Source organism: Paenibacillus sp. M2, from assembly GCF_046713495.1.
In the GTDB taxonomy this organism is placed as follows: domain Bacteria; phylum Bacillota; class Bacilli; order Paenibacillales; family Paenibacillaceae; genus Paenibacillus; species Paenibacillus amylolyticus_B.
Genome location: NZ_CP169648.1, coordinates 313,679 through 326,273 on the forward strand (window position 1 = coordinate 313,679; position 12,595 = coordinate 326,273).

8 protein-coding genes are annotated in these 12,595 nt (G+C 47.6%); 4 read left to right on the forward strand and 4 right to left on the reverse strand.

Going from position 1 to position 12,595, the window contains the following annotated elements; genetic code table 11:
- Positions 1-4 precede the first annotated feature (4 nt).
- Positions 5-964 carry a 2-keto-3-deoxygluconate permease gene (locus ACETMN_RS01445; RefSeq protein WP_105602211.1) on the forward strand — a complete coding sequence of 320 codons (960 nt, stop codon included), beginning with the start codon at positions 5-7 and terminating at the stop codon, positions 962-964.
- Positions 965-1,031: 67 nt separating this feature from the next.
- Here ACETMN_RS01445 and ACETMN_RS01450 read toward each other — a convergent pair whose 3' ends face one another.
- Entirely contained in the window at positions 1,032-1,715 is a 684-nt protein-coding gene (locus ACETMN_RS01450) for a type 1 glutamine amidotransferase domain-containing protein (protein WP_411735679.1), read from the reverse strand.
- 385 nt (positions 1,716-2,100) lie between these two features.
- Between ACETMN_RS01450 and ACETMN_RS01455 the strand changes: the two genes are divergently transcribed.
- On the forward strand, positions 2,101-2,565 hold the full coding sequence (locus ACETMN_RS01455) for a hypothetical protein (RefSeq protein WP_411735680.1): 465 nt from the start codon (positions 2,101-2,103) through the stop codon (positions 2,563-2,565).
- A gap of 91 nt (positions 2,566-2,656) precedes the next feature.
- Here the strand turns inward: ACETMN_RS01455 and ACETMN_RS01460 are convergent, their stop codons facing one another.
- Positions 2,657-5,677, reverse strand: coding sequence for a DEAD/DEAH box helicase (locus ACETMN_RS01460; RefSeq protein ID WP_411736389.1), 3,021 nt, complete (start codon positions 5,675-5,677; stop codon positions 2,657-2,659).
- 5 nt (positions 5,678-5,682) lie between these two features.
- Entirely contained in the window at positions 5,683-7,458 is a 1,776-nt protein-coding gene (locus ACETMN_RS01465) for an SWIM zinc finger family protein (protein ID WP_411735681.1), read from the reverse strand.
- A 283-nt stretch (positions 7,459-7,741) separates the two neighbouring features.
- On the opposite strand from ACETMN_RS01465, the gene ACETMN_RS01470 reads away from it, so the two are divergent.
- Entirely contained in the window at positions 7,742-8,560 is an 819-nt protein-coding gene (locus tag ACETMN_RS01470; RefSeq protein WP_411735682.1) for an endonuclease/exonuclease/phosphatase family protein, read from the forward strand.
- Positions 8,561-8,722: 162 nt separating this feature from the next.
- Here the strand turns inward: ACETMN_RS01470 and ACETMN_RS01475 are convergent, their stop codons facing one another.
- Positions 8,723-9,550 carry a methyl-accepting chemotaxis protein gene (locus ACETMN_RS01475; protein WP_091012155.1) on the reverse strand — a complete coding sequence of 276 codons (828 nt, stop codon included), beginning with the start codon at positions 9,548-9,550 and terminating at the stop codon, positions 8,723-8,725.
- Between the two features lie 560 nt (positions 9,551-10,110).
- Here ACETMN_RS01475 and ACETMN_RS01480 point away from each other — a divergent pair.
- Positions 10,111-12,354 (forward strand): glycoside hydrolase family 105 protein, encoded by a 2,244-nt coding sequence (locus ACETMN_RS01480; protein WP_411735683.1) that lies wholly within the window; start codon positions 10,111-10,113, stop codon positions 12,352-12,354.
- Positions 12,355-12,595: the final 241 nt, after the last annotated feature.

Below are 12,595 nucleotides of genomic sequence, written 5' to 3' on the forward strand. Positions count from 1 at the left end.
GGTCATGAATATTCTGGGCCGAATCAAAAAAATCCCTGGCGGCTTGCTGATTGTTCCTATGCTTGCCGCCGCGGTTATCAACACGATTTTCCCGTCGTTCTTTCAGATCGGAGATCCAACAACAGCGCTGTTCACATCGAAAGGTACCATGGTGCTGATTGGCATGATTTTGCTCGTGTCTGGTACACAGCTCAATCTGTCACAGCTTCTGATGACCTTGAAGAGAGCAGGAGTACTCTGTATTTCACGTATTCTCATCAGCTGCCTGTTCGGCTGGGCATTTGTACACTTTTTTGGCATTAGTGGGGTTGGAGGCGTGTCTGCAGTAGCTTTCATCGCCGTTCTGACCAGTTGTAATCCAGGGTTATATCTGGCCTTGATGAACACGTACGGAGATGATGTGGATCGTGCTGCGTTTGGCATTCTGAATCTGATTGCCGTACCGGTTATTCCGGTCATGATATTGAATTCGGCAAGCGGTGTTGGTATGGATTACCTTAGTGTTCTTGCTACGCTAGTACCTTTTTTTATCGGCATACTTCTTGGTAACCTGGATCGCAACATACAGAAGATGTTCGCTCCGGGAACACTGATTCTGCTGCCTTTCCTGGGTACAAGCTTTGGGTCGAATATTGATCTGCGTATTGCATTTCAATCCAGTCTATCCGGCTTATTGGTCACGGTGTTATTTTTACTGATCTGCATGCTGCCGCTCATTGGAATTGATCGGAAGATATTAGGACGGCCCGGTTACGCAGCGGCTGCGACATGTTCGGTTGCCGGATTGTCTATGGTGGTGCCTTCAATGGCTGCCGAATTCAATCCGGCGTATGCGCCTTATGTGGACACCGCTATCGCTCAGATTGCGTTTGCCGTGATCCTGACGTCGGTGACCGTGCCTTATATCGTGAAGCGTCTGGCTGGAGGAACAGCGACGGAAGCTTCTGCATCAACAAATCACTAGAAAAAACAGCATGTGTTCTGTCAGGTCATGACGGATCACATGCTGTTTTGCTTTGTACATCTATATGTTACAGACCAAGCAATTGTTTAACACTTTCAGCTACCGCTTTGCTGGATTGCGGATTCTGTCCTGTGACTACGCGGCCATCAGTTGTGACAAAGGAACTGAATGCAGCAGCTTTATCGTATTGTGCAGCGCGTTCTCTCAAAGCATCTTCCAACAGGAAAGGAACATACTCGGTTTGTTGAGCCAATGCTTCCTCTTCATTCGTGAAGCCGGAAACCGTTTTGTCGTTGATCAAAAGCAGGCCGTTGGACAGCTTCACGTTCAGCAGGGCTGTAACCCCGTGGCACACGCCGGATACAACGCCACCTTTTTCATAGATTTCACAAGAAAGCTCTTGAAGTTCCGCATTGTCCGGGAAATCCCACATCGTACCGTGACCGCCTGTGAAGTAGATTGCATCGTAGTCGCTCGCGTTTACTTCGCCAGGTTTCAACGTGTTCTTCAATTGGTTCATGAATGTTTCGTTCTCAAAATAGGTTTTGGTGCTCTCATCCAGGGAGTCACCGAGACTTTTCGGATCAAGAGGTACGTTACCGCCTTTAGGGCTAACCAGATCGATCTGAACATTGTCATTATGGTCAAATTCTTCAATAAAGTGAGTTGCTTCGCTCAGCCACAAGCCGGTAGGTTCGTCCTTCGTTGCGTATTTATCTACATTTGTTAGAACAACCAGTATCTTTTTCATATAAAAACCTCCCGTAAAGTGTATAACATTCATTTATATTAAATATCACAAAATTAAATTGTGTAAAATCTATTATTAAACATAACATAATCATGTTCTAAAGTAAAATCATGAACGTATCTTCGATCTCCATTGTTACTTTCAAGGGTAGGCGTAAAGAACAATCTAGTAGTAGTAAATATGCCCTTAAGAATGCACGTTTACTTATAATTTTCTTTTTAATTTACTCAATTTGTAAGCGGAGGTAGGCATGTGTAAGGGTTATCAAAATTAATTCAAATTTGATGTTAATTTGATTGTACATCTAGGTCTTTTGATATAAGATGTCGAAAGAAACTACATTATAATGGTACATATTACATATCTAATCGGGGGAAATTGAACAATGAAACGTACAGGAAAATTCGTCACTTCAACGATGGTTGCTGCTATTGCAGCTGTGTCAATCGTGTCTTCAGCCTCGGCAAGCACAATCTCTAATTCGAATATCTCTAGTATTTCTATGGCTAATATTCAAAGTATGGATATCGAAACTGCTTTGATGTTGGTTCAACAAGAACGCACCAAATTATTGGATGCCCAATTGCAGACACAAATTCAGGAAGTACAGAACCGTAACAATTATATTGCAGATTTGAATGCACAATTGTCGATAGCTCAACAAAACGGGGATGAAGCAGCTGTTCAGAAGCTGAAAGGTCAATTTGATGCTGCGAGCAATTCCCAGCAGATGGACATGCTTCGTCTGCAGTCCATGTCCAACAAGCGTAATGAAGCATTTGAAGTAATGACAAACTTTATCAAAAAAATGCAGGAATCAAGATCATCCATCATCGGTAACATGCGTTAAGAACGGATGATTAACTGCAACAATACAAAAAGAGCGAAGCCGGAATTCTAATTCCGAAACTTCGCTCTTTTGTATTTTCCTTCAATCCAAGTTAGCCCGACCAGTCACGACGCCGAGTGAACAGATCCTTCAACTCATCCGTCGACAATTCCGTAATCCAGTTCTCGGAGCTTGTGATGATGTTATCGCTAAGTTGTTGTTTGCTCTCCAACATCTCGTCAATACGTTCCTCCAGTGTACCGAGAGAGATGAACTTATGCACCTGTACATCTTTGGTCTGACCCATCCGATAAGCACGGTCGGTAGCTTGATTCTCAACAGCCGGGTTCCACCAGCGGTCAAAATGGAAGACATAATTGGCTGCGGTCAGATTCAATCCCACACCGCCAGCCTTGATGGACAGAATAAAGACGGATGGTTGCTTATCCTCAGGCAAAGTACGGGATTGGAATTTCTCAATCATACGATCCCTTGCTGTCTTGGATGTGCCCCCGTGCAGGTAAAGCACAGGCTCTTGCAACTCCTGACGCAGTACCTGCTGCAGCATCTGCCCCATACCGATATATTGGGTGAAAATCAGGCATCGCTCGCCCTCATCCCGCAATTCACGGACAAGCTCCATCAGTCGTTCCAGCTTCGCGGAACGGCTGATCAGCATTGCCATATCCTGCGGGCTGTACACGTCATAAGCAGATGTCAGTGCGCCGTCTTCGGGAAGTTCCTCCGGCAAAGCTTCTTTCGTTAGCAGCAGAGGGTGATCACACAACTGTTTAAGCTGGGTTAACGCCGATAGAATGGCACCTTTGCGCTTAATGCCTTCCAGCTCTTTCATTTTATCCATCAGGGCCTGTACGGACTGGTCATACAATGCACTTTGTTCGCCCGTAAGGTGAATATAGGTTTTCATCTCGTTTTTGTCCGGCAGATCGAGCTGGATATTGGGATCTTTTTTCTTACGGCGTAGCATGAATGGTTTCACCAATTGCTGCAGATCCTGCATCCGCTGCTCATCCTTGTCTTTCTCTATGGCACTGATGAAACGAGTCTGGAATGCCCGGGCGTTGCCCAGATATCCTGGATTGATAAAGTCATAGATCGACCACAGCTCGGACAACCGATTCTCGATCGGCGTACCTGTCATGGCAATGCGGTGTTTCGCAGGGAAGCTGCGGACAGCCAGCGACTGTTTGGTCTGGGCGTTTTTGATATTCTGTGCCTCATCGAGACAGATGCATGCCCAGGTATAGGTTTGTAACATCTCCTGATCCAGTGTAGCCGTAGCAAAGGACGTGATAATAATATCCACCTGCTCGGTCTGCTCCCGGAATTCTTCTCCACCTAATCGGCGTGCGCCATAATGCAGACTGACATTAATGGAGGGTGCAAAGCGGCTAATTTCCTTTTGCCAGTTGCCCAGTACGGAGGTTGGGCAGATCAGAAGTACCGGGGCTTGTCCCGGCTTACGTGGTTCATGATCCTTGATGTGTAACAGATATGTGATGAACTGAATAGTTTTCCCGAGACCCATATCATCGGCAAGACATGCCCCAAGTCCGAATCTGCGCAGGAAACCAAGCCATGCAAAACCTTCCTTCTGATACGATCGCAGCTCGGCATGAAGTCCTGTAGGAATGGGCAGAGAAGGCGCGCCACCTTGTCCACCCCCCAGTTGTGCGATAACCCGATTCAGGTGCTCATTCAGTTCTACTTCCAGCCGAATGTTCTGATCATCCTGTGGTTGCTGCTCTTCCTCGGTTTGTTGTCCTTCCTTCCATTTCTGATTGCGATATTCCCGTTGCTCATTATGCAACAGATGCAGGTGCAGAATATCCTGAAATGAGAGTCCTTGTTCCCGATCTACACCGCCCATGGCACGACGTATCTGTTCCAGCAGGTCGGGGTCGAGAGGGACCCATTCACCTCGGAAGCGAACCAATCGTTCATTACGGGCCACAAGATCGGCGAACTCATCTTCGCTGAGATCCGTATCACCAATCGCAATTCGCCAGTCAAAATGAATAATCGAGTCCAGTCCAAAGAATGACTGTCCCCGCTCACTGCCTTCCTCCGGTTGCACCTTAGCACGCAGCTTTGGTTTCTTCTTACGGGCTGCTTCCCACCAACCAGGCAGCAGAACTTGCCAGCCCGCTGCGAGCAACCGCCCGCTATCCTGCGTCAGGAACTGCCAGGCTTCCTGATCTCCCAAAGGGTCACTCAGCACATCCCGCCTGCCGCTAATGGAGCTTCCGAGACGCGGCAGGTGTGCACGCAGTTGATCCAGCCATCCGGCGGAGCGGTCCAGAATGAACGGTGTCCATACCTCTGGCCATTCGCCTTCAAGCCGGCCCCGTGAATCCAGCATGACGGGCACCAATACAGCGGCATCCAGCTTATTCTGCAATACCAGTCGCAGCCGCCAAGATGGCTCATCCTCGTCCGGTTCCTGCAACTGCAGCATGGGTCTGAATGGTGCGGCATCCGCTTTCCAGCCAATGGATACGAGCCAGGACTGAGCATCCATCCCGGCTGTCTTGGGTAGAGTCCCACGTTCTGGGAATAACTGCGGGAATTCACGTCGCAGATCGGTTGCTGCTTCCTCCGAACTGTACCAGCGCTGGAACACAAAGGCGGAGTAGGCCGCCCCAAGTCCTTCGGCATAACTCTCGTCGGTCTGTTGAATCGCCTTGGTAAGCGATGCCCGCTCCTGCTTTTTCAAGCTGTCAGGGTCCCAGGTCCACTGAAGTTGTCCTGCACGGTAGGCCTCGAAGCTAGGTACGTATTTGCGTTTTTCGATAGATGCTGCGAGCGCGGGAGCTAGACGAATCAGATGTTCCGTTTGCTCGTCCCATTTCCATTCAATATGAAGTAACGTGTGCATCTCGGCAAAGAAGGGAATGACTTCTTCCGCAGGCAGAACAACCAGCTCAATCTCCTCAATCTGCCGAATTTCCAGTTCGGTACCGTAGAAGGAAGGCGCATGCCAAGCGAACAATCGCTGCTTAAGCGACTGTCCCGGTACAAAGTGGTGTGTGTTGAGTGCTCCGTAAAACAAAGCATCGCCATATCCGGTTAAAGCGACGTGAACCTCAATCGTTTCAGTGTAAGGATGAATTAAGGTCATGAGATCAGTTTACCTTTCCGAAGCTCTTCCTGTAGGGCGCGCAGCCGACTGTTACGAACGGCAAGTGTGGTGATGAATTGCTCCCAGTGCGCTTCTTGCTTCATTTTTTTATAGATTTTGGACAGACGTTTTAGCAGCTTCACCGCTGCTTTGTATCCGTCCCTGTTTTTGTGTCCGATATAACGCTCCACTGCCTGATGATAGAAGGGAAGCAGCAGCTCAGGTGCATCTTTTTCGATTGGTTGCAGCATCGCTACGCGGAATTCGAGAGGTTCCGTTCCCGTACTCAGCTGAAAATCAATCCATCTGCGCCACTGTCCACGCGAATGCATGGCATCCTCGTAGGCGGGGCGGGAGTGGGGAAGCATACTGACAAGTGTGTCCCACATACGGTTCTCTGCATCGGGCAGATGTTGAATGGCCGTATCCCACAGATGCATGTAATCATTCAAAGGTGTATTACGCCGATTCGCCAGAAGGGGGCCAAGTTGTACCAACCAATCCCCAAGCCTTTTCCATTCAGCCGAATCTGCGAGTACATGGAGAAAATGCAACAGATGTTCTGGCGGGAAACCGTAGGCCGAGCTTCCATGGATGAGTCGCTGCCATGCCTGATCATCTTGCCCTACATGGAAGTACATCCAGCTCTGCGCGAGTACCAGTGGTAAAGGCAGTGTCACTGCTTTGCTTGGTCTATCGATACTACTTTCATTACTCTGAGCGCTACCCAATACACTTCCACCTGACTGGGAAGGTGGCGAAGCGGCGGTTATATTGCGTTCTATATCATCTAAGATGGCCTGTTCCGACACTAACATGTCCCGCGACCCTTGCAGCTCAGGTACGATCCAGTTCAACCACAGTTGTCGATAGATCGGAGTGAAGAACATCATGCTGGCTGTCTCAGGCATCATCTGTTTGCGTAAATAAGCTGAGGTTTCGGCCAGTCTGTTCCAAAGTTGTTCAAGCTTGTTTCCCGCTAGACCTGACAGGTCTAGCGGATGGTTAAAGATCCGTTCAATGTCTTTCTGAAGTGCATCCACCGCGAGCTGGGCAGGGTAGCTCAAGTACACGGGGGTATGCGTGATGGAGTTACGAGCCGGAGGCACGCAGAATCGGATGAGGTGCAGCTGCACATGTAGTTCAAAAAGCTGGTCCATTACAGCGGACAGCCTTGGTTTAATGGCATATAGCTCGTCCGTTGCTTCCTGTACGTAGGATGTGCTTGCTGTGCCAGTACCCAGCCGTCTCAGACAGGAGTGGAATAGCTCATGCCATTCCGAGATTTCGAGATCGGCAAGCTCTGTTGCACGTTCCTTGATCTGGCTGTATTGGTTGTCCGGAATGTCTGTATCCTGCTGTTCATCGGCATCTGTATAGCTGGATCGTCCTGCGGACATGGCACCGACGGGTTTGGTCGTTTGTTTGAGCGCAGTACTGGAGTGTGCATTAACAATCGCATGCACAGGTCGCTCCAGTTGCTCGGCATAACTCATCAAGACAGCCGTCATATGTTTGCATACGGAGTTCACCGGGCAGGTACAATGACTTGTAGACAAGGATTGCATGCTCAGGGTGACCTCATATTCTTCCGATCCCTGTACAACGGCCGAAATCCCTTGTTGTTCTGAATAGGTTAATGGTCCGACACGTTTCTGTTTATAATATTGGAATCCGCGCATGATCGTCAGGTTGTTAAAATGCTCTGCAACTTCCCGAATTAATTGTTGCCACTGCGCATCATCCATCCTCATGTTAATTGGTATGTTCATCATTCCATCTCCTGGGGTAAACATAGGTTCAGTAATCACCACGTCTATGATGTGATGTTGTAAATTTGTTGTATCCATCATATCAGTTATGAGCCAATCCGTGCATGGGTTATGAAGAATTTGAAGTTATTTTAGACCAACTGGAATCAGGATGAACACGTCGGTTCTGCTGGCGGCCGACATGCAAGAATGCACCATATTGTGTATGCTTATGGTATGTATTCCTATCAGGAACGATGCAGGCCGGGGAAACGGCCATACTACACACAACAGGAGAGAGCATATGAAAATACTTACGTTAAACACACACGCCTGGGCGGAAGAGGATCAACTGAACAAGATCAGTCAACTGGCTGATTTTATTAATACACATCAATTTGATGTGATCTCCATGCAGGAGGTCAACCAATCCATGCAGGAAGCGGCGCTTTCTGCAGAAGAACTGAAGATGTATTATGCCACTGAATCCGACGCTGTGATTAAAAAAGACAACTATGCCTACGTCCTGCTTCAGCAGCTGACAGAGCAATATTACTGGACGTGGATTCCCGTGCACGTCGGGTTTCAAAAATATGACGAAGGACTGGCGATCCTTAGCCGGACGCCGATTACGCGGGCTTTTGGAGAATATGTGTCCCACATGCGGGATTATAACAATTACCGTACACGCAAGATTGTGGGAATTCAGACGGTCGTCCAAGGTGAAGCAACCTGGTTTGTGAACGGACACTATAACTGGTGGGATGATGCACAGGAACCGTTCAAGGGACAATGGGAGATGACGGAGAGCAAGCTTGCACCCTACATGGATCACCCGTTATATATGATGGGTGACTTCAATAATGTCGCTGAAGTACGTGGTGAAGGCTATGATTATATGATGAGCAAAGGCTGGAATGACCTGTACACCACCGCATTGCAAAAGGATGAAGGAGCAACCGTGGTGAAGGCCATTGCCGGCTGGGCAGATAACAAACGCGATCTTCGGATCGACTATATTTTCTCCAATCGTCCGATTCAGGCTAAGTCTTCCACTGTGGTCTTGAACGGTAAAAACGGGCCGGTGGTCTCCGACCATTTTGGCGTCGCTGTAGAGATATAACAGCCGTGCGACCATAAACCATAAAGGTGATATCACCGCAAACACGAAATAAGGCCTCCGCTGACTTCCTGCAAAGGGAAGTGGCCGGAGGCTTTTCATATTCTAAATCATTTCCTATGTACATTTCATATCATTCTTTATTTCTGCTGTGGAACTGGCCTACTATTCTAGCGCCAGCATCTGATGTACGAACTTTTTCAGATTCGCGCTTGTCTCACTAAGCTGTTCGATACTTTCCATGAACTCGGATACAAGCTTGGCCTGATCCACCGTTGCGGTTGTAATCTGACCGATCTCCTGCTCCATATGTTTCATGGAATCCTGTACACTACCGAGGGAGGTTTCGATATCAGCCGCTGCTTGTTTCGTATGATCGGACAGCTTGCGTACTTCACTGGCAACGACACCGAATCCGGCTCCCTGATCGCCCACACGGGCTGCCTCTATCATGGCGTTTAGTCCAAGCAGATTGGTTTGTTCCGATACTTCACGAATGACGTTTGTTACTTTACTTACACTGACCGAGTTCTCTGAAGCTTTTTTGGAGTTGCGCAGAATCTCTTCCGAGGTCGCAGAGAGTTCTTCGGAATGTGCCGCAATCTGCTGAATGCCACCGACGAGAGCATTAATGGTTGTTTCATTTTCACGGATCAGCGTTTCCAGTGTCATGTGACTGTCCAGTGCGTAGTTCACACCCAATATACCCACGACCTGATCGTTTTCCTTAATGGGAATAAGAATGGAGTCGAAAGGTCTGCCTTGCAGATCACCAGGCATACGTGCAACAGTACGCGTCTCCTTGTTGGTGAGCATTTTGAAATTTTTATAATCGTCATGCAGTTCATCTCCAACCTTCACGCCAATCTCCAGACTTTTTGCTTCGGAAAAATACAATACTTTCTCATGATCATTAATGGATATGGATATGTCGTCACGAAACATTTGGCTAACAAAAGGCATAGCATTTACCAGAGATTCAAGAGTATTCAATGTGCATCTTTCCTTCCCGATACAAAAAGTGGAATTCTCAATCTATATAAGTTGAACTAAAGATATATTCACACGTACACTCCGATGACAGAATAACCTTCCAATCGCTGTTATCCCCAGATTTTTTTGATTCCCTTTTCTCAAGGGAAAAATCCGGTGATAAAGGCGAACGCTTCGCTTTTTCAGGTTTTTTCTGTCCTCTACGTTTCTGTGTAAATGATTAGTTCAACTTATATAGTCTCTATATCGGTAACTTTTTCCGTTTTTTTGAATTAATGTCCAATGAAGGTGTAATTGGCGAAGGGAAAACCGAATTTTCTGATTTTTTGTAAGCGTAATCAAAAATCTGTAGCCACCACAGAACATGTCAGTTATACTGGGATTATTATTCGGCTATTCAGAAGATAACCAAGGGACATACCTATTCCCGGTAAGGGGATTACCCACCTAGGTTAAGCGCTATACTTTATTATTACTTATTAGTTTGGTGCTCCAGTGTGGATGGTATGAATGCTATGATATAAGACTTTATTTCAACGTGAGAAGGATGTGTGCCATCGATGACGACCTATTTCAGTGAACCACAGAGCATGTATTACCGATTTGGAGAAGATCAGGATCAGGTGCTGAAGGTGCTAGCCGAGAGGTATATTGGAGCCAATGCGCAGGCTGATTTTGTATATCGGGTATTCCAGAAGTCTGGTATTTTGCAAAATGAAAAAGGGCTTTATGATCTGAACTTAGGTAAACGTTTTCCTGATGCACCTAAAGACCATATATCCTACGCAGCTGCACTGGTTTGGGGGGACGAGGACCGAAACCTGGATGTACTGGTCCGCTGCTATGGGCCTGTTCGTTTCTATTTCAATGAACAGATGGTCTATCGCTCAACCGTAATGGATGAGATTAGTCCAGACGCAACGGTGAAGCTCAGCATCGATATCAAGCCTGGTTGGAACACCATTTGGCTGGAAATGAAAAACACTCCTGCCGGCTTTGGCTGCCAGTTTGGATCAGATGAAGGTAAGGTGCGCATTTTGAACGTATTTGCTCCATTCCAGGAGAGACAGGGGCAAGCGGGGTGGGTATTCTCTCAACCGAACCCGGCCGCGAGTAAGCAACCAGACCTGCTTGGTAAAGAAGCTGACTACAGCTTAAATTGGTTGCCTGAGACAGGCTGGTCTGATGAAGATAAAACCAAGCCAGCCTTCGAACGAATATTCGGAAATCTTGCTGGAAAACATGCTTATGCTTGGACCCATCTGAACAATAACGATTCAACCGGGAATCAGGTACGATTGTCAGGTCAATCCTCCGGTTCTCTAAGTATTTGGATTAGCGGCAAGCCTGTGGCGCAAGTGAAGGAGCCGGGTTCGTTCAAAGTGGATGTAACAGTCCCGTTTGGACGGAGTGACCTGCTTGTCCGAAGTGAATATGACGATATGGCGGGACCTTGGCATTTTAATTTGAACGCAACCGTGTCGGGCAAGCCGCTCTCACTGGAACTTCCTCAGCGTGTGCACGGTGCTAATGGAGAGTCTTGGTTATATGTTGGACCTTTTGAGTCGGAGGTTGAACCGGACTTGGCGGATCTGACTCGAACGGACCGAGTGTATCAAACGGGGCAAAGACAGACATATTGGCGCTTAGATCGACCGGATGCTTGGATCAGACCTTATTATGAGAATGCGATGTTAAGCAACAAATGGACAGTGGGCAGTGTGACCAATTATGGTCGCTGGGATTATCCATTGGGTGTCACTGTATATGGTCTATTACGGACGGGGCGTTATTTGCAAAGACCGGACATTACACGTTATGCGGCTGAGCATGTGCAGGCATGTACCCAGATGTATGAGTACTCCTTATGGGATCGGGAGCAGTATGGTTTCCCGGCTGTCAATCAACAATTGGTCATGCTGAAAATGCTGGATAACTGCGGTTCTTTTGGTTCAGCCATGCTGGAATCGTATTCAGAGTGTCATGAACCAACGTTTCTTCCGATTGCTGAACGCATTGCAGATTTCATGCTTTCCCGCCTGGAGAGGCAGGAGGATGGTGCATTTTATCGCACATGTGTAGGGGAGTATGCCGAGAATACCATGTGGGCAGATGACCTCTATATGAGCACGCCGTTTCTCGTTCGTTATGCCCGGGTGACAGGCAACTCAACCGCATTGGATGAAGCCGCCAGACAATTTTCACTGTATCGGAAGTATCTGTTTATGCCTGAGTTCAAGATCATGTCCCATGTGTATGATTTCAAATACGGACAGGCGACGCAGATTCCATGGGGACGGGGGAATGGCTGGACACTGTTTTCCTTGACAGAGGTACTGGAAGCTTTGCCAGCAGAGCATCCCGAGCGCCCGGCCTTAATAGATTTCTTTAATGAGCTTTGTGAAGGGTACGCAGCGCTTCAAGGGGAAAGCGGGTTGTGGCATCAGGTATTGAATGTTCCCCAGACGTATGAAGAAGCCTCCTGCACGGCGATGTTTGCCTATGGTTTTGCGAGAGGTGTACGCTTTGGCTGGTTCAAAGACCCAGAAGTTTACGTCACAGCTGCCGAACGGGCTTGGAAGGGACTCATCTGCAAAGCGATTGATCGTCAAGGGAATGTCCATGGCGTGTGCAGCGGATCACGATATGCATTTACAGCAGAGTATTATGATCAGGACTTGCGTACCGTCACCAATGACAATCACGGAATAGGCATTATGATGCTGGCAGGAACCGAAGTGGCAAAAATGAAGAAATATCTGGCTGAGCACAGGGTGTCTTCACCTGCAGTCTCACATTCCTGACAGATTCGCAGGAAACACAATTTTTATAGCTGAACATCGAGCTCGGACATTCCAATGGCTCGTAGAAAAAATGCCGTGATTAGATGTTCATACCTTTGTTCCATATCAGCCCAGTAACTTCTTCTCAATGTATCATGCAATGTATACCCGTAATCATACCGATACGGGAACGGAACCGCCGGGAATATCATTCCTGGTGGTTTTTGATTCCTGTAACTCCTTACTTTTTTGACAGGAAAGC

Excerpts from the sequence above, each read along its gene's own strand:
- ACETMN_RS01445 (WP_105602211.1), top strand. The coding sequence starts at position 5 with ATGAATATTCTGGGCCGAATCAAAAAAATCCCTGGCGGCTTGCTGATT.
- ACETMN_RS01455 (WP_411735680.1), top strand. The coding sequence starts at position 2,101 with ATGAAACGTACAGGAAAATTCGTCACTTCAACGATGGTTGCTGCTATT.
- ACETMN_RS01480 (WP_411735683.1), top strand. The coding sequence starts at position 10,111 with ATGACGACCTATTTCAGTGAACCACAGAGCATGTATTACCGATTTGGA.
- ACETMN_RS01470 (WP_411735682.1), top strand. The coding sequence starts at position 7,742 with ATGAAAATACTTACGTTAAACACACACGCCTGGGCGGAAGAGGATCAA.
- ACETMN_RS01450 (WP_411735679.1), bottom strand. The coding sequence starts at position 1,715 with ATGAAAAAGATACTGGTTGTTCTAACAAATGTAGATAAATACGCAACG.
- ACETMN_RS01465 (WP_411735681.1), bottom strand. The coding sequence starts at position 7,458 with ATGAACATACCAATTAACATGAGGATGGATGATGCGCAGTGGCAACAA.